This is a genomic window from Psychrobacter aestuarii, assembly GCF_904846035.1.
Classification (GTDB): Bacteria; Pseudomonadota; Gammaproteobacteria; order Pseudomonadales; family Moraxellaceae; genus Psychrobacter; species Psychrobacter aestuarii.
This window is the reverse complement of record NZ_CAJGYT010000001.1, coordinates 2026768-2048035: the sequence shown is the minus strand read 5'-3', so window position 1 is coordinate 2048035 and position 21268 is coordinate 2026768. Positions and strand designations below refer to the sequence as shown.

The following is a 21268-nucleotide window of genomic DNA, read 5'->3' as shown; positions in this document are numbered from 1 at the left end:
AAAAAGTTGTGCTTTTAAGGCACTGCCAACACAGCACAGTTACACAAGTCACTGCTTTCAAACTGCGTTACCTCGCCCGCCGTCAGTTCTGGAACAGGAAAGACGCGCACGGTCAGTGGCTTGTTTAATCGGTACGCCATCGTGCCCGTATCACGCATCAAGGCACAGAGCTTATCCTTTGACGTGTCCCCTGGAATGGGCACGGTATCAAGACCGATACCACAAATGGCACTGTTGGTCAGCAGCATCGGAATATCAAATTCTTTATCGAGTGTCGCTTGCGCCAAGCCTTTATCTTCAGTGACCGCCAGCATCAACCCTGAAAAGCCAACCATGTCGACATTCTCGATAGATTTAAACACTCTGGTCAATAGTGCCGAGCTCTCAACCGTCCCCGAAGCGCCAAAATAAGGCACCCCCAGTAACTTATAAACATCGACCATAGAATGACAGTCTTTTGACGGTGCGGGCGACGTATCGATGCCCAGATAGCGCCAGTCGGATGCCGCATTCAACTTACGCACACAGCCATCAATAATATCAATATGGTACTGCAAGGCAGCGTGCAGCGCATTAAAGATAAGATGGCGACTTTGTTGGTACGTGAGACCCTCCAATAGCGCATTGTCATGGATGTGTTGCAACGTATTGACCAATAAATCAGGCGTCTCTAGCCCAACGACAAAGCCTTTTTTTACCTCCCCACTGTGATAGCTCGCTGGAAAATAAGGAATAAATTCATCGCAATTAAAGTTGACGGTAAAGTTAAAATTGCCCTCGCCTCTGGGGGTGAGTGCCGCGATGGCTTGTACTGTCTCGGCGCATTGCTCAATTAGTTCGTTATCAAGCACCCCTATTTCGTTGGCAGGCACGTTCACGCAAGCGTTGCACAAGTCGCCATATTCAGCAATCAGCTCGGGCAGTAAGGCAATCTCCCGTACGGTCTTGGCTTCACCAATGGCAAAGCGTACTCTTAGACTATTTTTGCCTTCATTCAGTGTGTTTAAAATATCCGTGATGGTTGCCAGTCCCGCCGCCGCCGTGGACAGACTGCTGATATCTAAATACTCGCCGTAAGGATTGGTCACGATGCGTATGGACTGTACGTTATATCCTTGATTGCTCAGTCCAGCAGCGATGTTTTCACAGTGGCTAATGGCTGCCTCTAACACCGCTTGCCATGCCGACTCATCGGACGTTAAGCGGACGAACGTCGTCACCGTCCGAACGTTGCACAGCGTTTTGTCTTTTAATGCCGCTATCATCTCAAAATCTACTGACGCTTTAACCGCCTTATTATCACTCATAACTTCTCCTTTATTGCTCAAAATCGCCCTGAATACCTAACGCATCATCTTATGGACGTATGATTATACCGAGTGAACAACGGCGAAAACAGATTTTGCTCAAATTATGTTGGTAATAAAAACGCACCATGGCTCATTGCGAGTCATAATGCGTTCCGTTGTTAGCGCGTAGATACTTTGCAAAAATCAGCAAAGATGGTCAGACCTTATCCTTACTTTGACAGCCAATCCACCTGCCGCAAATTGCGCTTTTGTGCGTGGCGCTGCTTTTTGTGTTGCAGGCGCACATCATCTTTGGCATGTACGCCGCCTTTTTTAAGCAGCGGGTCATTGGCAAGTGGGTTGCGCGGCTTGATGGGCGGCAAGGACAGTTGCCCGTCTTTTGCCGCCGCGTCAAGTTGCCGCGCGGTTTTTAAGGTTTGTTTTAAGCTCATTATTTTATCCTTTATGCTTGGCTACATCTTCTATAGCCTTTAACTTTTCTGGTATATTTTTGCCTGTAACCATCAATATGTCATGGCGGTCATAACGTATGAGCCAATCATATTTTTTCGAAACAAAGTAACATTCATCAAAGAAGCAGATTTCATTGAGTATTTTTGTTATTCCCTCAATCCTGCCTTCATAAAACCAGATTTTTGAACGCTCTTTAAATGTTTCCGTTACACCAAACCAAATCTCTTCATTAAGCGGAACGAGGTGTAACAAATAACTCTCGAGGGCATTTTTAATTTCAACTGAATATGCTTCCTGTACTAGACCTTGTAATGGCCAATCTGGATTGCTTGCACCGCTTTTAATGTTAAGAAAATTTTCAGAAATCTGCTCTTCTATACCTTTGTAGTCTTCATAAGGGGTTAACATACGGAGAAATTTATCTGTTAGATTCAACTTTGTTTTTAAGCACATAATTTCTGCTCGTACATCAGACCACTCTTTCGATTGAGGTCTTTTTTTACCGTTACTATTGATATAAGGATAACGTTTCATAATGATCTCCTTAGTATTTGTCTGATAAAGTGCTAAGGGTGAAAATAAAAATTTATAAGGCAACTACCCTTTAATACACATCACTTGTTTTAGCGTATGTACCACTTCCACAAGGTCGCTTTGGTTTGCCATCACCGTATCAATGTCTTTATAGGCGCTCGGGATTTCGTCCATCACGCCTTTGTCTTTACGGCACTCCACGCCATCGGTCTGCGCTTTTAGCTCATCAATGGTAAAGGCGCGCACCGCCTTGCCACGACTCATGCGCCGCCCTGCCCCGTGTGAGCAGGAGCAAAACGACTCAGGCTCACCGCGACCACGTACGATAAAGGACTTTGCGCCCATCGAACCAGGAATGATGCCCAGCTCGTCTTTATAGGCGCTAATCGCCCCTTTACGCGTCACGTATACCGACTCGCCAAAATGCACCTCTTCATTGACGTAATTGTGATGGCAGTTAATCGCCTCTTTGGTCGGGCGAAAGCGTGGCAGCCCCGCCTTGGGCGACTGCATCACTTGCAATATCAGACGCATCATCTCCGTACGGTTGTGCTGCGCGTATTCCTGCGCCCAGCCGACCGCCTCGATATAGTCATCAAAGCTTGCCGAGCCTGCGGCAAAATACGATAGATCACGGTCAGGCACATGACCAAAGCGCGACTGATGCTCTTTTTTGGCAAGGTTAATAAAATACTGCCCAATACAGTTGCCAATGCCGCGACTGCCTGAATGCAGCATCACCCATACGTCTTGATTTTCATCAAGGCACAGCTCGATAAAGTGATTGCCGCCGCCGAGCGTGCCGAGCTGCTTTGCCCACGTACGCTCAAAGCCTTTGAGCATTTTTAATAACCCAGGATGCTTGTCGGTAATCGGCTGCAAGCGCTTGGCCAGCGGGTTCAAGGTCGACATCTTTGCCGTGATTTGCTGATGCATATTAAAGCCCACAGGAACTTTTTCTTCAATCAGACCCCGCAGCGCCTTTAAGTTGTCGGGCAAGTCAGACGCAGTCAGCGACAGACGCACCGCATTCATCCCGCAGCCGATATCCACACCGACCGCCGCAGGAATGATTGCCGACTTGGTCGGTATCACGCTGCCCACCGTCGCACCTTTGCCCACATGGAGATCAGGCATCACCGCAATGTGTGAATGCACAAATTCCAGCTGCGCCAAGTTGCGTAGCTGCTGAATGGCATTGATGTCCACCTCATCGGTATAAATCTTCACAGGCACGCCATGTTTGCCACTTTTATTTAATATCTGTTTAATGCTCATAATCCAAACTCTTTTTATTTATTCATACATTTTATTTATTTTTAAAACTATTAGGCAATACTCACCCCTCTTAAATAAATAAGATAAAAATAAATAATAAAATTAATTTTTAATTAAAATAAAAAAGTTAAAGACAGCAAAAAATGCAGACAGTAGCTGTGATGTGTCAGCGCATGGCTCAGCAAAACGCATCGCTAGGCAAAGCGCAAAAACACACAGGCAGCCGCATAGCGCCAGTATGCACACAAGGCAACAACCAAGCGCAGCATAGGCAACAGGACGACAGATGACGTCAAGGACAATAAAAAGGCGGTAGGCAGATAAGTACAGTACACTGCGCTTATAGCAGCGGCTCAGACCTTAATGACGATATAAGAAGACCGTCACGTATGCGTGCTGATTGAGCAATACCTTATATAGTAAAGGCAGCACACATCGGCACAGCAAAATAGGTGTCTGAATAATACTGGTAATTGAATGATTAAAACTTATCGAATCCGTACGGCAAAATTATCGCGATGACATCTGACATCGACACTGTCTTTAACACGGGCAGTACATGATGATGGGACATGATAATTCCTCCGTAGGTTGCTATCAGCGCAAGTGAGTCCCAAGCGATAATAAGTGAATGACTGCTGATGAATCGCATCAGCGTAGGGATAATGATATTAAGCAGCTGTCATCAATGAGGCGCCACTTAATATAGCCAATATAATAATAAATTTATTTTTTATGTCAAGTTTTATTTTTAAAAAAATAAAACTACTTTAAAATTTAAAAGTTATTTATTTTAAAACCCTTTATATTTTTCTTATATTTTTAACAACACTTCTGCCAATAACGCTGCCGCAATTAAAACAAAAATCCCACCACAAAAACGATTGAGCCATAGCAGACGGTCGCCGACATTCAGCCAGCCTGCCAGCTGCTTGCCACCGACGGTGTATATCATCTGCCACAGCGTTTCGCTTGCGAACATACCGATGGTGAGTAGTAGGTATTGGGGAAACAGCGGTGCGCTAAAGTTAATAAATTTTGGAAAAAATGCCGCAAAGAACAAAATCGCCTTCGGGTTTGATAGCGACACCCATACGCCCGTGCGGAACAGTTTGCCACGGCTGGGCATGGCTTTTGCGCGCACGTTGGTGCCTTGTGCTTGCGCGTAGGCATAGCTGTTAGGCGTGTAGTCGTTTGTATCAAAGGCATCGACATCCGCAGGCGTACCCAGTCCGCTGTCGCCGCCGCGCTCATACCACGCGCTGACGCCCAAATAAATCAGATACAGCGCGCCCACCACTTTGACGACTTCTAACAGCCACGGCATCTCGCGGCTAATGACATCGATACCGAGCAAGGTTGATAGTAAGAGTATTAACAAGCCAACACTCAGTCCCGCCAGCGTCCACAGCGTGCGCTTAAAGCCGTAATTTAGACCGTATTGAAATGCCAGCAGCATGTTCGGACCTGGTGTCGCGGAGATAAAAAACACGCTGACGAAAAACACCATAAATAGCTGTAATGACATACTGACAGTTCCTTAACGACGACTTTCAAAGCAAAAAAATGCAGCACAAAATCATGCGCCGCTCGAGGGCGTATCATCATTTAGATAGCGAGGTTTAAAATAAGATAAATCGTAGTCAAACAAGGAAAAAATGGTAGAGAATATAGGCATATTCACAAGATTTTTGACGCTGTTTGGCAAGATTTAGCCCTTTTAAGAGCGCTAAATTCTTAAATGGTCTAATTGAGGATACGCCCTATATACTATACATATGTTGGAATAAATTTGCGCGTACTTTGGCTGTACTTTAGCGTACAACGAACAAAGCGCACTGGGTTAACAGTGCGCTTGTGATGAGTCATAAAATATGGGTGCAATAGTGCCTTATTACATTATGCATCCGCTTGGCAATGGGTTAACAAGCGCGCCAAAAAGGCATCGCAGCGCGTCATATCATCAAGCGGCACGAATTCATTGGCTTTGTGCGCCTGCTCAATACTGCCAGGACCACAAATAATGGTTGGGATACCCGCATTGGTAAACTGCCCGCCTTCGGTGGCGTAGCCAACCTTATGCCGCGCATCATCGTCAATCAGCCCCGCTACCAGCGTTTGTAAGGCAGCGCTGTCGGCATCAGTCATCGCAGGCACGCTTTCTTCTTGTAGCAGCTCGATATCCGTTTCGGGCGCACGCGCTTGCATGGTGGCGCGTAGCTCGGCTATTTTTTCTTCAATGGGTACTAAGATATCGTCTTGCGTCATGTGCGGCAAGTTACGATAGTCAAAGGTAAACTCGCACAGATTGGGCACGATATTGGTCGCCGTGCCACCCTTTATCGTACCGACTGACAAGGTCGAATACGGCACATCAAACAGCGCATCAACATCATCGCGGCGGCTGATACGCTCGGCAAGGCTGTCCACATAGCCGACAAGCTGACTGGCGTAGCTGATGGCATTCACGCCTTGCGCGGTCAACGACGAATGCGCCGACTTGCCATGCACACGGCAACGATAGACGGAGATGCCTTTGTGCGCGACGACCATACTCATACTGGTCGGCTCACCGACAATGCAATAATCAGGCGTGATACCACGTTCTGCCAAGTCTGCCAAAATCAGCGGCGCACCCAAGCAGCCGACCTCTTCATCAAACGACAACGCCAAATGTAGGGGGCGTTTGAGCTTGCCTGCATTAGACAAGCGCACCGCCTCGGGCACGATAGACAGCGCACAAGCGATAAAGCCTTTCATATCACAAGCGCCGCGCCCGTATAGCTTGTCACCGCGAATGGTCGCGGCAAAGGGGTCGCTGTCCCAGTCTTGTCCATCGACAGGCACGACATCGGTATGCCCTGACAGCACCACGCCGCCTGAGACAATCTCTTGCGCTGCCCCTGCCGGCACGGTCACAAACAGATTGGCTTTGGTGTGCTCGATATTGTGCGTCAAGGTCGGTTGTAGCCCAAGCGCTTGGCAATACGCCTGCACGTCCTCAATCAGCGCCAAATTGGAATAGCGACTGACGGTATTAAAGCCCATCAAGCGCGTCAGCCAATCGATACTGTTGCTTGGATAGCTGTTGGCAAGCGAGTGGGATGCGTCAGCAGTATGACCGTTGGTGCTTTGAGGGTTGTCATTTATAGATACAGACATCGTGCCTCCTGTTATGTATTTATCATTTATTGTCTAGTTATAGCGCTTATGGCAAGTCGCGGTCATGCAAAAAAAGGTAGAAAAATGTATTACAAAGCAAATGCGTGCTTGATTAGAGCAAAGCAAAGGGTACGCCATGCACACAAACGCGCATGCACGGCGTTATCATAAGACAAATATTATGATGGGGTGTTTTGGTTCATCACGTCAACAACAGGCGGCATCGGCTTTTGTGTGATGCCTTCTGCTTGCTGCTCTTTTACCGTTTTGGCATCTATTGGCAAGCCTGCGATGAGTGACAGTGACTTGAGCGCTTTACGCTTTCTGGTCGCAAAGCTGACAGGCACCATGCGCGCAAACTCATATAAGTATAAAAACGCCTCTTCACCGCCCTCAAAGTCCTCGTCTTCTTCCAAACGAATCGCGCCAATTTTTGCCAAATCAGACAGCATTTCGTTTTCTTCGGCAGTGATGTTGCAATCAGACACGCCAAAGCCGGTCATAAAGCCATTTGCCCAGCCTTTTAGCGCCATCACGCGCTCGTATAAATCGTGCTCATCATCAGGGAGTAGCGGATTATAGGCGTAGGCTTCGTCTTTGTCTTTGAGCTGAAACACCGTGTCTTCAGCCTCTTCGGTCAATAAGGTCAGCGCAGGCTCTGGCAACGGCGCAAAGCTCAGCTCGTTCAGCAGTACCGCCCAGCCATCTTCATCGGGCGCATGACACGCGGTCATCAGCCCCGTCATCAAGCCATGCAGCTCACTGATACTGACGTCTGTCCAATCGCTAAATGCGGCTGACCAGTCGTTCCAACCTGAGATATTGTCATTCATAATCAATCGTCCTACATGTAGACTGACCATCATAGCCCTACGCCACTCGCAGCGCTACCGCCAATCTTAAGAAAAACATACACAATCGGTGCAATTACTTTGTTGATATAGATATTATGTGGTCACCTATGGCATTATTAAATATCGCGACTTTAATTCTTCGACGCTCACTGATAAGGTTAAAAACTGACTATGTATGAACAACTCAAAATTCTAGAAGCCATGATACTCGACATCAAACAGCAGTATCATAAGGTCAGTGCAGAGCTTCAGCATCTAAAAAGCCAACCAAAAACCGATGACCGCGACGTCCATCAGTTGCAAAAGCAGCGTGATGACAGTGTCGCTGCTCATGAGCGCGCGCAGCAGCAACTCGCTGATCTTGACCACCGCTATCAAAGCCTTGCCGAAGCGCATCACATGATGGGTGAGGAGCACGAAGAGCTACAAAACCAAATCGAAGAATTGCAGCATCGCAATACCCGCCTTGAACAACAAAACCAGCTGTTTAAACAACAAGCCATGGACATCAAAAAAATCAACCATGAGCTACAAGAAAAAAATCAGCTGGCGGCTGAGCGTACGCAAGTGGTCTTAGAGCGCCTAACGCAAATCGACCAGATGAACGCTGAGTAAGCGCCGCATCAACCACCGAATCTTTACCCAACTTTTTAGGATTGACCATGACCGACCAGCCTACCGCGCCTGAGTACGAAGACGACCACGTACCCGAGCAATCGAGCGACCCACAAGTAATGGATGAGAACCCTGTTAAAAAAGTCAGCATCGCCATCGCAGGCGTAACTTACAGCATCTACTGCCCTGCTGATGAAGAGGCGCATCTGCGTCAAGCGGCAAGCTATATCAATAACTTTGTACTCGACATCAAAAAAGACGCGCCAAACCTTGCGCAAGAAAATCTGCTGCTGCTCTCTTGCCTGCACCTGTATGAAAAAATCCAAAAGCGTGAGCAAGAAGACATGGATACGCACGAGCATGAGCAGCAGTCGAGCGCGTTATTGAATAAAATTATCGAAGACGCGCACTCGGTATTAACAAGCGCGTCATAAACTTAGCAGACAAGCGCTTACGAGGCGTTTGTAGAAGGGGGCGCGGTCGGCGGCTCAGGTCGCTTAGGCGGCGTCGTACCGCGCGCTTGATGAAACTCCGCTTGGTGCTCATAATTGCAAAAGAATAACGCAGGCACGTCGGTCTGTGTACTTGCCGCGTCAGGAGGACTCTCTAGCACGCCGCGATATTCTGCCAGACTGTGCCCGCAATAGTCGCAGTTACGCGGGGTCGTGACATCGCCTTTTTTGGGCATCATGCTTTTGGGCGGGCGTGGGTACATAAACTTAAAAAAGCCCCACATCACAATCCAAATAATAATCAGCGTGGTAAGCACAGCAAACACAGGAAAGCTCCTTAATATAAAGCGCGTTTTGACACCCAAGCGGCTGCCTAATGGCAGACATCAATGAGCGCTTGGACAATAAAAACCATCGTCCGCGTGGTCTTAAGTGTACTGTAAATCAGGATATAAATACAGTTTTTGCCGTATCCGTGAGCCGCTTTGCCTGTCTGTCTTATTCCTTTTTCTTATTCAGCCGCCATAAAAAACTGACCATGATGGTCAGTTTTTTTATTGTCGTGGATAACCAGCTATAGCCTTACATCTGCAATTCGCTGATATCGGCAACGGTTAAGAACAGCGCACGTACTTGGCTGAGTAACGCCAAGCGGTTACGGCGTAGCGCCACGTCTTCACTGTTCACCATCACGTCAGCAAAGAACGCGGTCAACGGCGCTTCTAGTTGCGCCAATTGCTCAAGCACTTGCGTGTAATTGGCGTCATCAATCAGCGGCGCGGTGACTGCTTTCGCCTGCTCAATCGCCTCATACAAGGCTTGCTCTGGCGCTTCTTGTAGTAGCGCTGTATCTACCGCATCGCTTGGCTTATCTTCTGACTTTGCCAAGATATTCGCCACGCGCTTATTGGCATCAGCAAGACCTGCCGCTTGTGGCAAGGCTCTAAAGTGCTGCACGGCGTGGATACGCTGGTCAAAATCAAGCGGCATGTGCGGGTTAATCGCTTGCACCGCTTGGATAGTGTCCACGCTCACGCCTTGCTCGGTGTACATCGCACGGTAGCGCGAGTTTAAGAACGCCATCACTTGGGTAAAGGTCTCGCCCATCTTAGCGACTTTTTGCGTCTCGCCGCTGTTGTAGTTCTTAATCGCTTGCTCAACCAGCGCCACGACATTGATAGGCAGCTGCTTTTCAATCAAGATACGCAAAATACCAATCGCTTGACGGCGTAGGCTGAACGGGTCTTTTGAGCCTGTCGGCGCTTGACCGATGGCAAAAATACCGACCAAGGTATCGAGTCTGTCAGCAAGTGCTAAGCAAATGCCAATCGGCGTTTGTGGCAATGCGTCGCCACTGAACTTGGGCAAATACTGCTCCTCTAAACTTGCGGCGACCGCTTCAGGCTCGTCGTTCAGACGCGCATAATACGTGCCAGCGATGCCTTGTAGCTCAGGGAACTCACCGACCAGCGAGCTTGTCAAATCGGCTTTGGCGAGCATCGCCGCGCGTACGGTCTCATCAATATTAATCGTGTGCCCGTTTTGCTGTAGCAAGCCTGCGATAAAGCCAGCAAGCTTAGCGATACGCTCTGATTTTTCAAAAATCGTGCCAAGCTGCTCTTGAAAGACGCGGGTTTTCAAGCTTTCGGTCAGCGCAAACAAAGGTTGCTTTTGGTCTTGTAAGAAGAAAAACTCAGCATCGGCAAGACGTGGACGCACCACTTTTTCGTTACCAGAGACAATCTGCGCAGGGTCTCTAGATTCGATGTTGGTAATAAAAATAAAGTACGGCTGCAATTTGCCCGCATCATCGGTCAGACAAAAATACTTTTGGTCCGCCTGCATGGTCGAGATGAGCGCCTCTTGTGGCACTTGCAAAAAGCGCGGCTCAAAGCTGGCGCGCAATGCAATCGGTAAATCAACCAGTGCGGTGACTTCATCGAGTAGCGCTTCAGGCACGATAGCTTGGGCGTTGACTTCGGTCGCTAATGCCTTGACTTGATTGGCAATCATCATCTGACGCTTGTCAAAGTTGGCAATCACGCGTGCGTCTTCGAGCAGGGCTTCGTAGTTATCGGCATGGTCGATGTCGCGATAGTCAGGGCTGTGGAAGCGGTGACCACGGGTTTGCTTGCCCGTCTGATGTCCTTGGATGGTCGCGTCAATCACCGCGTCATCTTGCATCAACACCACCCACTGTACAGGACGTACAAACTCTTCTTTTGACGCGCCCGAGCGCATACGCTTGGCAATCGGCAGGTTATCGAGCGCGGTTTGGAAAATCTCAGGCAGCAGCTCGGCAGTGGCTTTACCATGAATGGTCTGCTCATAGCCCACGTAGTCGCCTTTATCGGTGTTGATGGTCGTCAGCTCCGATGGCTCAATGCCCAAACCTTTGGCAAAGCCGATGGCTGCGCGGGTTGGGTTGCCGTCCGCATCAAAGGCGGCTTTAATCGCAGGACCGCGTTTTTGCTCGCTGCGGTCAGGCTGTTTGTCCGCGATGTCTTTGATTTGAATCGCTAAGCGGCGCGGCGCAGCAAAGGCAACAATCTCGGCAAAGCCAATCTCAGCGGCATTTAGTTGCTCAGTCACGCTGCTGGTAAGCGCGTCACGTAGTGGCTTTAGACTTTTTGGGGGCAGCTCTTCGCATCCTAATTCAAATAAAATGGTGGTCATGAGGTGCTCCTATTGTTGCGCGTTCGCAGTGTTGTTTTCGGTACTGTCTTTGGTGTTGCTTTCGGTAGTGGCTGCCGTTTCTTCTTTGGGCAGGTATTTTTCTAACGCCTCGGCGCGGTGTGCGTCGTCCGCTAATGGGAAGCCCAGTTTGGCACGCGCTTCGACATAACCAAAGGCAACTTTACGCGCTAGCGTGCGCACACGCAGAATAAAGCGCTGACGCTCAGTGACCGAAATCGCGCCGCGTGCGTCCAGTAGGTTAAAGGCGTGTGACGCTTTGAGCACCATCTCATAGGCTGGCAATGGCAAGCCTGCCGCCGTTAGCTTATCCGCTTGGTCTTCATAAAAATCAAACAGCTCTGAGGTCTTTTCAATATCGGCGTGCTCAAAGTTATAGGTCGATTGTTCCACTTCGTTTTGATGGAACACATCGCCGTAGCTCACACGACCGAACTCACCGTCCGCCCACACGAGGTCATATACGCTGTCCACCCCTTGCACATACATCGCAAGGCGCTCAAGACCGTAGGTAATCTCGCCTGTGACAGGGAAGCACTCAATGCCGCCCACTTGCTGAAAATACGTAAACTGGGTGACTTCCATACCGTTCAGCCACACTTCCCAGCCAAGACCCCACGCGCCGAGCGTTGGTGATTCCCAGTTGTCTTCGACAAAGCGAATGTCATGTACCAAAGGGTCAATGCCAATCGCACGCAGCGAGTCCAAATACAGCTCTTGGATGTTTGGTGGGTTTGGCTTTAGTACCACCTGAAACTGGTAGTAATGCTGCAAACGGTTGGGGTTGTCGCCATAGCGTCCGTCGGTTGGGCGGCGTGATGGCTGCACATAGGCGGCGTTCCAGCGCTCAGGACCTAACGAGCGCAAAAATGTCGCGGTATGAAACGTGCCTGCGCCCACTTCCATATCATACGGCTGCAAAATCACGCAGCCCTTAGACGCCCAATAATTTTGTAGCGTGAGAATCAAATCTTGAAAGGTCATCGGTTGTGAGGTCATAGCTTGGGAAGTCATAAAAAAGTCACTTTAGAATAAAAAGTATGAGACCAGACGAACGCAGCGCGCCTGCGCATCTGGCAATATCAGCGTGCGTAGCCTTAGTGCGTCCGTTTGCTTGCTCACCTTACTAAAAAATGGGGGTTTTATCCATACGTCGCGCAACTAAATTTTCGGCCAAGGCTTTATGTGGCAGTTTTTGCACAAAAAAATACCCAGATGGATGAGCATCTGGGCAGGAGGAAAAGCGGATGTCGGTAATCCTGCTTGTGCAGGTTTATTATTATAAGTACGCACTTGTTCTTATTATTATTAATCTGTCACTTATACTGGTAACTGAATCTATCAGGCGAACACGTCCCTATGTTCGCTATCGTTCATTACTGCTTATCATTCATTACTAAAGGGTTCGTTTTTATTGATTTATCGTCTACAGTTAACCATATCAACATCAACGATAGGAAGCGTCAGTCGCGTTCGGCATCACAATCCATAAAATGATATAAATCAAAATACCAGGAACGGCAACACTCACTGAAGAAATGATAACGAATAGTACGCGTACCCAAAATGGCGACCAGCCAAAATATTCGGCAATACCACCCATCACACCAGCAAGCATGCGGTTCTTTCGTGACCTGTGTAGTTTTGCAAGTGATGCCAAAATACGTACCTCTCTTCTCTATAATGTGTTGTGACACTTTTTATTCGTTTTATGTTTTATAAGCGATTGATCATGCCCTACTTATAAATAGTAACCGTCAGATATCAGAACACAGCACCGACACTTTTTTATATTTATTTTATTGTTCTACTTACTCATTTGTTGAGCGTATTTTTTTATAAAAGTATCGTGCTGTGTACTTGCCTTTGAGTATAACAAGCAGATGCTTTGTTACTGTTGAGTGTATGAGTGTACTTTGTGAACTTGTGCAACGTAACGTTGCCCTTACCTGTCACGCCTTAATGTAAACCCCTGATTCTAAATAACTATTTCAAAATGTTTCGACGTGAGCTTTGTTGCGCTCATGTTACTTTTGCCTGTTTTGACTGCTAAGTGTTTCAAATTAAACGCATAAATTTGATTCGGTGATTATTTACATCTATGCAGCACAACCGCCCCGCCATTTACAATAACCCACCTGCAAGCCGTAGCGATTGTTTATACCATATCCGAAGTAACGCAGCCTTAAGGCGCGTAGGTAACACACACAACAAAAACAATAAGGATAAGACAAGCGATGACAGATGAGATTGGCGTATTGATATCGGATTTTGAGCCGCTACATTTGGGACATTTGCGCCACATTATGGCAGCAGTAGGACAAGTCAAAACGCTGCATGTGGTGATTACCCCAAGTGCGCACCCGCATACTGATTTTGCCATTACCTTGCAAGACAAGGCGCGCTGGCTACAGATGGCGTGCGCCGATTTGCCTTTTGTGGTGCTGCATCTGTCACAAGACCCTATTCCTGCTTACGATACCAAGGCGTTGCCTACATCATTGAGCGATTATCAAACGCAAATTACTGACCTTTATAAAACGCTAGAATGCCCTGCCGAGACGCCGCTGTATGTGACCGAAGACAGTATCTTTGCTCAGCTAGATGACGTTCACGACAAAGAGATAGCAACCGCTGCCCTGCCCTTTGTGACGTTAGCAAAAACGGACTTTGATAGCTTAGCCATCGCGGCAAACCCTGTGGCGCATTGGTCAACGCTGCATCCTGAGGCGCGCGGCGACTATACCAAAACCGTGGCTATCGTCGGCGGTGAAAGCTCAGGCAAAACCACCTTGGTACACAAGCTGGTCAACCACTATGGCGCAAGCTACGCGCTGGAAATGGGACGGCTGTATGTGGGCACGGACTTGGGCGGTAGTGAGCTGGGCTTGCAATACAGCGACTACGCGCCGATTGCCCTCGACCATGCCGAGGCGATGCGCGCTGCGACAAAAGAAGCGCTGGCGCCTGTCACCATCATTGACACCGACTTTGTGACCACGCAGGCATTTTGTGAAGAGTATGAGGGACGCACGCATCCGTTTGTGGCTGCCTGCGCGGAGACCTTTCGCTGCGACTACACCATCATGCTCGACAACAATACGCCGTGGGTCGATGATGGCATGCGCTCGCTGGGCGACCCTGAAGCGCGTGGACGCTTTGAAGGGCGGCTGATTGAGATATTTGCGCGCCATAACATCACCCCGCATGTGATTGATGAGCCTGATTATGACGCGCGCTATCAGGCGGCAGTGGCATTTATTAACGCGCATATCTATCAGCAAAATGACGATTGATTGACTGTTTATTGTGCGCGGACAACGTGCCTATTAAGCACGATTTTTGAGATTTTGACCCTTTGTTAATCATTTTTAATAATAAAAAGAACAACCAACACGAGTAAGGATGAGCGTATGCGTATTGAATTTTTGGACAATTTAACAGGCAAATGGGCGATGCAATGGATTGTCGCTTGGTTTATCTTTGGGGTCGCGGCGCTATCAGCGGGGTTTTGGCTGACGACAGAACACACGGGACTGGACATGTTTTACTTGGGCGTGTCCTTTGTGGGACTCATCTGCGTGGTGTCGCTGTCATTTCGTAAAAACGTCATGGGCAATGGTCTGGGCATGGCAGCGACCGCAGGTGAAGTGGTGGTACAGGCGACCTCAGGCGCGGTGGGTCTGATGCTCGCGCCGTTGTTTAACTTTTTTACTCATGTCTACGGTATTTTTTATTGGTCAAAGCACACCGATGCTGATGGCGATATGGTACCCAAATCGGCAAGCAAATGGGTGTGGCTGATTACTGCCGCATTTATTGTGATTGGCTTGGCGCTTTTCCCAACCGTGAACCGTTTGCTCGCCAGCTACGGCTATGCGGTGGTCGAAAATGACAACAGCTTGTTTTTGGGCGTGATATCGTTCTTTTGGATTAACGTGTTGGCGTTCGTGCTGTCTATCACCGCGCAGGCGGCGATGATTTTACGCTATTCATTTAACTGGTGGCTGTGGATTATTGTGAATTTCGTTTGGCTCGTCGTCAATCTGATGTCAGGCAACTATATCTTTGCCATTCAAACCATGGTGTATCAGGTCAATGCCTTTGTGGGCTTGTATGAGTGGCAGCGTAGTGAGCAAGATGCCGCCAAAACTCCAGCGAGTTCATAAAGCTTACTTAATGTCTTGCCCTACACTTTTAGTCAGTTTAGGGTAAGCTGTTAGGTATAAACAAACCGTTTAACCGTTATAAGCCATCACTGCCAGCGTAAATAGCAAGATATTTTATGGCTGCAATGAAATTTTTACGAGCTTTAACAAGCTACTCTTTGGGCTCAATTTTTTTAACTCTTGTAAATAGGAACGCTAGTTATGAGAGTTAATATTTTTAAATTTTGCCTTTATATTTTTAGACACTCAATCTTTCCGATTTTTTATACTTATAGCGTTAATAATTTTACGTAAGTAGCCGTTATTTTCTGATAGCCTAATAAACCCACTAACCAAGCAATTACACATTTCTGAGAATGCAAGGTCTTTTCCTATATAATATAAAAGAAAACTATTATTTATTTTATATTAAGTATACTTAAAAATCTTGGTGGTTTATTCGACCATAAGCAGCCTCTTATAGCAAATATTAAAACTACTTGTTTTTACATCTATATAATCATTATAAATTTCAATCGTGTACTTACAAAACCCACTATCACTAATAAAAAATTCGTTTGAATACTCTGTAGATGTTGTATTGATTGAATCAGCATCATACAAAGCCATATTGACTTTGTTTTTTTCACTAGAGAAAACGTACTCTCGTCTAATGCTAAAGGAATATGACTCTTGGGGTCTTATGGTAGTAGTACTATTGAGCATTCTATCTACCTCTTCCAATGAAGGCTCTATAGAATTAGCGTTAGACTCACCTCTAAATAACTTTAAATCATAATTTTTTAAGTTAACTACTTCTATCCTAGGGCTCAGAATATAAGAATATGTAATAGAGAGAACTATAAATAAAACTATAAACAGTAAAGAGTATTTTAAAATTCTCATATTTTTTAGCATCCACTGTCTACCTAAAACAATAGCGATTAATTTTTATTATTAATTCAAATAAATACCACCTTTAGTTAAAAATAACTTCTTATAGCAAATATTCAATCCTGTGCTCTCAATGTCATTGTAACTATCATAGACATTTATTTTATACTTGCAAGATCCGCTATCTCCTATCATAAAACTCCTTCCTAAAACCAAACCTTCTTTTTCGTATGATACATCCACTCTTATTTTCTCATCATTTCTTATGGATCTCATACTAATATTATAAGTATGACTTTCATTTGGTTTTACATATACTATATTATCAAAAATATCCTCTACTTCATCCAGATCAGGATCGGAATTTTTATTTTTAAATTCACCTTTAGTTGCTCTAATAGCATAACCTGTATTATTAATCACCTTTAACTTTGGAAAGAAAAAGCTGTAAAAAACACCGAACACAACAACAATCAATGTAAATACAGTTGTTTTATATTTCATATAAAAGCTCGTATAAATTTAAAAAACACAACCCTATTAATCATCTAAGACAATAATTTTTAACTTTAAGAATCTAAACTTGATTATTCGACTAAAAAGTTATTTCTCTTAGAGGTATATACATCGCAATATTTGTACTTATAATAGAAGGTTTTAGACCACGTATTGCTTGGTGGTAAAGGTCTTTGAACAGCAATGTGGCAGTCTTTGAGCGCGTCGCTCATTGTTATGTCAAAGCCAAAGGGACTGACGATGTCCTCTACCAAGGCGGCCAAGCTTAGGTAATCGTGCACGCTCATTGACCAGTGTGACAATATAGCAATAGTTGCATTTCATTTAACCGTTATAAGCCATCACTGCCAGCGCAAATAGCCAGACATTAATACCGATAGCAACCATCCAAGAGAGATTGACCTGCCAGTTTTTACCTGCAAATGCCTTTTGCGCTTCGGGGGTTATCGGTTGTATGGGGTAAGGGTTGTACTGACTATCCCACGTCAATAGCTTATTTACCTCAGGGTGTAAAATAGCGCGCTTGGTACACTGATAATGATTGGATTGAAATAAGTTACCCAGCGCAATGAGTGACCCAACTATCAGCATAACCGCCCGCCCAGCGCCTGTATGACGGCTGTTTAGTATGCCTAATTTACGATAAATAATATCTGCGCACGCAAATAACGACTTGCTGGTATCTGCAGGATAGGCTTGGCAAATCTCGTTATCAATCGGTAAATCCTCAGCTGGACGCTCCATATAGGTACGAATAAATGCCCACTGTACGCGGGGATCCACTCTATAGTCCTCAAGCTTAAGGTGATGAGTGATAGCACCCGTTTTAGGATCTGCGACATAAAGATTGAGCGGTGTATAAGCTTAGTTATAGCGATCTAAATGTAGGTCTGGATGAACATCTTTATAATCGACTATTCTAAGCTCATAAGGCTGCCTAAACTTCATTAATGGACGATAGTAATACGCAATCTTTTGTTCTTTTTTTAAGAAATAGTATTGAGTGCGGTATGGATATTTTCTGATGAACTGATAGAGAAGTAGAATTAAGGGTGTACATGATGATACAAATATAAAAAGCGTTACAAAAACGTTTATAATAGACCAATCATTCAAATAAAAATAGTTTATATCGTCAATTAAACTGATTATAAAGAAAAATACTGAGAAATACACCCAGCTAATAGCAAAGTAAAAGACCCAGAAATAAGCTGGTAAAAATGTCATATAATCAGGATTTATATTTTGAATTTCTTTATTTAAATGATTAATGTCGTCAATATTTTTTAGTAAAGAGGTATCAATATCTCTGCTATAAGGTCGCTCAAGCGGGTTATTCAGCTCGCTAATGTGTTTGGAAAAATCGTCGCGTAATTGCATTGTTTAGCCTTTCTACTGACAGAATGTCGACCGTTAGCATGCTTCATATTAGATACTTATATTTTAGGGCAACCAACCCAAACTAACCATGTACCAAAGCTTATCGACCAAACTTGGATAGTCACCGTGTGGTCTTGCAGCGCCCATCATATCTATAAGAAAAGCGCCTACGAATAATAGGAGAATCAGCGCACATAAAAACATAATCAGGTTAATGACAGTTTTCCAAAAGAGCTTGTTGTTTTGCTCCAGATTACCTTCTGGTAAATACTTATTTAAGTCATAAGGATCATTGGGGTCAATCTTACATTCAGCTTCGATTGCTTCGGGGAAACGATGCCGATAGCATGTTAGCATTGAAATAAGTCTGCCAACATACCGAATAGCTATCATAGGAGAGAATATAGCAAAAATGTATTTAGGCATGACGGTCTCTTTAGGATATTCCATATTCATATGATCAAAATGAAACTCTAACTTGATACGCTCTAAAGACTGAATGGGGGTTTCTCTATATTTATGTATTGGGTAGACATAACGAACAGCATTTTTAGCCTGTAAAAATTGCTTCTCATTTTTACTCATATAGCTAGTAAAAAATTCAAAATGCATAATTAGCTCTTCTTCATCTCCTTTAATATGAAATGGTAAGGCAAACATCGCTTCTATGGTTTCGCCATCTGATGCGAATTTAACTCCTCTAATATCGGCATCTTCTTTCATATAGAAAATATAAAAGTGTATGTCTGACCAATTAAATACTTCAACTTTTTTATTGTATTGACGAACATATACTTTACGTGTTTTTCGGTTAAAGCGAACAGGGTAATGACGACTGGTAAGCACTTCGGTAGAAACAGCGAATAACATGAGAAAGGTTACTATACCAACTGTGAGAGAAACGATAACTAGAAAAAGACTACTAAAGTAATCACCATTTAATAAATCTTCTAACGCAAAACTCATAAAAGGTATCAGCATATATATTCCTAGACCTGCTAAAGCGCCTGAAACAACTACCGCATCACCTCGACGTCTATCATTTCGCCCTATTGTCTCAAGATAAGTTGAATTGAATTGAACGACTGTCTGCTGCGGATGCAACGGTACATCGTAGCGACGGCTTTTGCGCAGCGGTACAATATGCTCAATACCTTTTAGGTCATCAATCTTACTGCCTATATGCCAGTAGCCTCTATAAATATAAGGAAAACGCTTTGTAAACCCTAAGCGCCCATTCATGTCTATTAAATGACTGTCCATAACTTATTCTGTTCCATCTACTGCTTTGCCTTGTATAGTACTTCTGACGCTGCGCCAGTTGATTAAGGATAACTAAAAGGTATTTTTCTTGTTTTTTTATTGTGTCGCAAGAGATTACAGAAAAAATCTGTAATCTTATTACACCACTTTTATACTTAACTGCTCTATCTGTTAGTATCTTATACTCCTTGTATAAAGTACATCTGCTAAGAAGAGTAAAAATACATCCATAAAAACAAGGGCTCTGTAATCGAATAAATAAACACTTTCAAAGGTGCTTTTTGGAAAGAATAAAACAGCAACGATTAAATATGAGGAAAAAATCAATATTAAAAAAACCTTAATATTTATTTTTGTAATGACAGGATAAAAACAAATAGCAAAAAGTATCACCAGTCCTATTATCTCCCACCATCGCCCTGTAGGAAACCAAAGAGTAGATAAAAATACTATGGGTAAAAGCAATATATGTATAAATCTCGATATGTAATATAAACTTTTACTTAACGCTGATACATGCATGACAACATCCCAATTTTTTCTGTATATTATTATAAGGCTCTGTATATTTATCCATTGCTAGGTAAGTCTTAGTCGCTCCCCCTGCCACACCTTTACTAGATTATTCTAGGTTCTTATAGTGCCTACTGTTGTGCTGATCTGCTTTAATATGAGTACTATCTATAAAAATCCATTCAAGATCTGAGTACTTGACTCATGATGTAAAAAGTGCAATCAGCTTACTACTGCGAAACCGCTTTTGGTAAGATTTATAGAAAATATTAAGCTTGCTAAGATACAGTGGTAAGTCACACCAAGGACAACCAGCGCGCACCCGATACAACACATTTAAAACCGTATTCCTAAAGCCTCCTTTATCATAGGACAGCTCTTAGTTTTCTCTATTTTTTATTTTTTATTTTTTATAATACCGTGAAACATAAAAAACCATATATTTTTATATGCTAACTTAAATATCAAACGCTATATATTTTTTACAATCTATTTCGCAAAGGCATTCAAAACATCTTTGCTATTTATCATAATTTAAAAAATACTATTACTTTATTATTCCAATTTTACGATTCTCAATAAATAGGTTTATCTACACATAAGCTATAAATATAAAAAGGTGAGTCTGCTGGGATTCTTTGATTAGTATAGCTTAAAAAATCCCAAGCTACCTCAAAGCTTTCGAATAAACCATGCTGATTAATATATTTTAAATAATTTTCTCTACAATATTCTAAAGAGCTACTACTATAACCTCAGTTTGATAATCCACTCAACGTGCTGCCATTTGCAACATCATATCCAAGAAATATAAAATCCTTGTTAATAGATTCTGATCTGTATTCCATTGCCCATACCTCCGTTGGAACATAATCGAAAAAATGTAGATAACTCGCTGTTAGCACCCTATTTTTCTCTGTGACGCTATAACCTGTTAAATCTATCAGTCTTTCTTTATCACGCCATTTAATGTAGTTATCCATCATCTCTTGTTCAGATAACTCATCTAAAAAATCATAGCTCTCCTCCCAAACACTACTATCTACTGACTTTGGTAGCCTAATATGAGGATCTATTAAAAACTGTAACCTTCGCTCCCTAGTCCAGTCAGGATCACTATTTACTATATTCACGGAGTAACCCATTAAAATTGTATCCATATATTTACAATACCTTATCTTGAAAAATCTTTTCCCATTGGT

The 21268-nt window shown here is 44.4% G+C and carries 21 protein-coding genes; 5 read left to right on the top strand and 16 right to left on the bottom strand.

The genetic code is table 11. The annotated features are described in order from the left end of the window. Positions 1 to 14 precede the first annotated feature (14 nt). From JMW05_RS08690 to JMW05_RS08660, 7 genes are all read right to left on the bottom strand, one after another. On the bottom strand, positions 15 to 1307 hold the full coding sequence (locus JMW05_RS08690) for a DUF711 family protein (RefSeq protein ID WP_201504908.1): 1293 nt from the start codon (positions 1305 to 1307) through the stop codon (positions 15 to 17). A 212-nt stretch (positions 1308 to 1519) separates the two neighbouring features. Next, positions 1520 to 1741, bottom strand: a complete 222-nt coding sequence (locus JMW05_RS08685; protein ID WP_201505672.1) for a hypothetical protein — start codon at positions 1739 to 1741, stop codon at positions 1520 to 1522. A 4-nt stretch (positions 1742 to 1745) separates the two neighbouring features. Continuing rightward, entirely contained in the window at positions 1746 to 2297 is a 552-nt protein-coding gene (locus JMW05_RS08680; RefSeq protein WP_201504907.1) for a DUF6756 family protein, read from the bottom strand. Positions 2298 to 2360: 63 nt separating this feature from the next. Further along, on the bottom strand, positions 2361 to 3575 hold the full coding sequence (locus JMW05_RS08675; RefSeq protein ID WP_201504906.1) for an RtcB family protein: 1215 nt from the start codon (positions 3573 to 3575) through the stop codon (positions 2361 to 2363). An 814-nt stretch (positions 3576 to 4389) separates the two neighbouring features. After that, the gene (locus JMW05_RS08670; protein WP_201504905.1) at positions 4390 to 5103 is read right to left on the bottom strand and encodes a LysE family translocator; all 714 of its coding nucleotides are present in this window, start codon (positions 5101 to 5103) and stop codon (positions 4390 to 4392) included. 371 nt (positions 5104 to 5474) lie between these two features. Further along, on the bottom strand, positions 5475 to 6737 hold the full coding sequence (gene argE / locus JMW05_RS08665; RefSeq protein WP_201504904.1) for an acetylornithine deacetylase: 1263 nt from the start codon (positions 6735 to 6737) through the stop codon (positions 5475 to 5477). A 179-nt stretch (positions 6738 to 6916) separates the two neighbouring features. After that, positions 6917 to 7570, bottom strand: coding sequence for a UPF0149 family protein (locus tag JMW05_RS08660; RefSeq protein ID WP_201504903.1), 654 nt, complete (start codon positions 7568 to 7570; stop codon positions 6917 to 6919). 192 nt (positions 7571 to 7762) lie between these two features. Between JMW05_RS08660 and JMW05_RS08655 the strand changes: the two genes are divergently transcribed. Together JMW05_RS08655 and JMW05_RS08650 are read left to right on the top strand one after the other, a co-directional pair. Beyond that, positions 7763 to 8206 carry a hypothetical protein gene (locus JMW05_RS08655; RefSeq protein ID WP_201504902.1) on the top strand — a complete coding sequence of 148 codons (444 nt, stop codon included), beginning with the start codon at positions 7763 to 7765 and terminating at the stop codon, positions 8204 to 8206. 47 nt (positions 8207 to 8253) lie between these two features. Then, a complete protein-coding gene (locus tag JMW05_RS08650) occupies positions 8254 to 8640 on the top strand; it encodes a cell division protein ZapA (protein WP_201504901.1) in 387 nt (128 codons plus the stop codon). 17 nt (positions 8641 to 8657) lie between these two features. Here the strand turns inward: JMW05_RS08650 and JMW05_RS08645 are convergent, their stop codons facing one another. Next, on the bottom strand, positions 8658 to 8984 hold the full coding sequence (locus JMW05_RS08645; protein ID WP_201504900.1) for a hypothetical protein: 327 nt from the start codon (positions 8982 to 8984) through the stop codon (positions 8658 to 8660). Between the two features lie 50 nt (positions 8985 to 9034). On the opposite strand from JMW05_RS08645, the gene JMW05_RS08640 reads away from it, so the two are divergent. Continuing rightward, positions 9035 to 9238 (top strand): hypothetical protein, encoded by a 204-nt coding sequence (locus JMW05_RS08640; protein WP_201504899.1) that lies wholly within the window; start codon positions 9035 to 9037, stop codon positions 9236 to 9238. A 2-nt stretch (positions 9239 to 9240) separates the two neighbouring features. Here the strand turns inward: JMW05_RS08640 and glyS are convergent, their stop codons facing one another. From glyS to JMW05_RS08625, 3 genes are all read right to left on the bottom strand, one after another. Next, complete coding sequence (glyS, locus tag JMW05_RS08635) at positions 9241 to 11334, bottom strand: glycine--tRNA ligase subunit beta (RefSeq protein WP_201504898.1); 2094 nt, start codon at positions 11332 to 11334, stop codon at positions 9241 to 9243. A 9-nt stretch (positions 11335 to 11343) separates the two neighbouring features. Further along, positions 11344 to 12336 (bottom strand): glycine--tRNA ligase subunit alpha, encoded by a 993-nt coding sequence (glyQ, locus tag JMW05_RS08630; protein ID WP_201505578.1) that lies wholly within the window; start codon positions 12334 to 12336, stop codon positions 11344 to 11346. 463 nt (positions 12337 to 12799) lie between these two features. After that, on the bottom strand, positions 12800 to 13012 hold the full coding sequence (locus tag JMW05_RS08625; RefSeq protein ID WP_201504897.1) for a PspC domain-containing protein: 213 nt from the start codon (positions 13010 to 13012) through the stop codon (positions 12800 to 12802). A 577-nt stretch (positions 13013 to 13589) separates the two neighbouring features. Between JMW05_RS08625 and nadR the strand changes: the two genes are divergently transcribed. Together nadR and pnuC are read left to right on the top strand one after the other, a co-directional pair. After that, positions 13590 to 14648: a multifunctional transcriptional regulator/nicotinamide-nucleotide adenylyltransferase/ribosylnicotinamide kinase NadR gene (gene nadR, locus JMW05_RS08620; RefSeq protein ID WP_201504896.1), complete on the top strand. Its 1059-nt coding sequence runs from the start codon at positions 13590 to 13592 to the stop codon at positions 14646 to 14648. Between the two features lie 117 nt (positions 14649 to 14765). After that, the gene (gene pnuC, locus JMW05_RS08615; protein WP_201504895.1) at positions 14766 to 15521 is read left to right on the top strand and encodes a nicotinamide riboside transporter PnuC; all 756 of its coding nucleotides are present in this window, start codon (positions 14766 to 14768) and stop codon (positions 15519 to 15521) included. Between the two features lie 936 nt (positions 15522 to 16457). Here the strand turns inward: pnuC and JMW05_RS08610 are convergent. The 5 genes from JMW05_RS08610 to JMW05_RS08590 all read right to left on the bottom strand — a co-directional run bounded on the left by JMW05_RS08610 (position 16458) and on the right by JMW05_RS08590 (position 21226). Then, positions 16458 to 16898 carry a hypothetical protein gene (locus JMW05_RS08610; protein ID WP_201504894.1) on the bottom strand — a complete coding sequence of 147 codons (441 nt, stop codon included), beginning with the start codon at positions 16896 to 16898 and terminating at the stop codon, positions 16458 to 16460. A gap of 336 nt (positions 16899 to 17234) precedes the next feature. Continuing rightward, on the bottom strand, positions 17235 to 17693 hold the full coding sequence (locus JMW05_RS08605; RefSeq protein ID WP_201504893.1) for a hypothetical protein: 459 nt from the start codon (positions 17691 to 17693) through the stop codon (positions 17235 to 17237). An 81-nt stretch (positions 17694 to 17774) separates the two neighbouring features. Further along, on the bottom strand, positions 17775 to 18290 hold the full coding sequence (locus tag JMW05_RS08600) for a hypothetical protein (RefSeq protein ID WP_201504892.1): 516 nt from the start codon (positions 18288 to 18290) through the stop codon (positions 17775 to 17777). A gap of 63 nt (positions 18291 to 18353) precedes the next feature. Further along, a complete protein-coding gene (locus JMW05_RS08595) occupies positions 18354 to 19553 on the bottom strand; it encodes a DUF6708 domain-containing protein (protein ID WP_201504891.1) in 1200 nt (399 codons plus the stop codon). 1268 nt (positions 19554 to 20821) lie between these two features. Next, on the bottom strand, positions 20822 to 21226 hold the full coding sequence (locus JMW05_RS08590) for a hypothetical protein (RefSeq protein WP_201504890.1): 405 nt from the start codon (positions 21224 to 21226) through the stop codon (positions 20822 to 20824). Positions 21227 to 21268: the final 42 nt, after the last annotated feature.

Coding starts and splice junctions, on each gene's coding strand:
- JMW05_RS08595 (WP_201504891.1), bottom strand. CDS start 19,553: ATGGACAGTCATTTAATAGACATGAATGGGCGCTTAGGGTTTACAAAG.
- JMW05_RS08675 (WP_201504906.1), bottom strand. CDS start 3,575: ATGAGCATTAAACAGATATTAAATAAAAGTGGCAAACATGGCGTGCCT.
- JMW05_RS08660 (WP_201504903.1), bottom strand. CDS start 7,570: ATGAATGACAATATCTCAGGTTGGAACGACTGGTCAGCCGCATTTAGC.
- JMW05_RS08690 (WP_201504908.1), bottom strand. CDS start 1,307: ATGAGTGATAATAAGGCGGTTAAAGCGTCAGTAGATTTTGAGATGATA.
- JMW05_RS08650 (WP_201504901.1), top strand. CDS start 8,254: ATGACCGACCAGCCTACCGCGCCTGAGTACGAAGACGACCACGTACCC.
- glyQ (WP_201505578.1), bottom strand. CDS start 12,336: ATGACCTTTCAAGATTTGATTCTCACGCTACAAAATTATTGGGCGTCT.
- nadR (WP_201504896.1), top strand. CDS start 13,590: ATGACAGATGAGATTGGCGTATTGATATCGGATTTTGAGCCGCTACAT.
- JMW05_RS08590 (WP_201504890.1), bottom strand. CDS start 21,226: ATGGATACAATTTTAATGGGTTACTCCGTGAATATAGTAAATAGTGAT.
- JMW05_RS08670 (WP_201504905.1), bottom strand. CDS start 5,103: ATGTCATTACAGCTATTTATGGTGTTTTTCGTCAGCGTGTTTTTTATC.
- JMW05_RS08655 (WP_201504902.1), top strand. CDS start 7,763: ATGTATGAACAACTCAAAATTCTAGAAGCCATGATACTCGACATCAAA.
- JMW05_RS08600 (WP_201504892.1), bottom strand. CDS start 18,290: ATGCAATTACGCGACGATTTTTCCAAACACATTAGCGAGCTGAATAAC.
- JMW05_RS08610 (WP_201504894.1), bottom strand. CDS start 16,898: ATGAAATATAAAACAACTGTATTTACATTGATTGTTGTTGTGTTCGGT.
- argE (WP_201504904.1), bottom strand. CDS start 6,737: ATGTCTGTATCTATAAATGACAACCCTCAAAGCACCAACGGTCATACT.
- JMW05_RS08685 (WP_201505672.1), bottom strand. CDS start 1,741: ATGAGCTTAAAACAAACCTTAAAAACCGCGCGGCAACTTGACGCGGCG.
- pnuC (WP_201504895.1), top strand. CDS start 14,766: ATGCGTATTGAATTTTTGGACAATTTAACAGGCAAATGGGCGATGCAA.
- glyS (WP_201504898.1), bottom strand. CDS start 11,334: ATGACCACCATTTTATTTGAATTAGGATGCGAAGAGCTGCCCCCAAAA.
- JMW05_RS08640 (WP_201504899.1), top strand. CDS start 9,035: ATGGCAGACATCAATGAGCGCTTGGACAATAAAAACCATCGTCCGCGT.
- JMW05_RS08680 (WP_201504907.1), bottom strand. CDS start 2,297: ATGAAACGTTATCCTTATATCAATAGTAACGGTAAAAAAAGACCTCAA.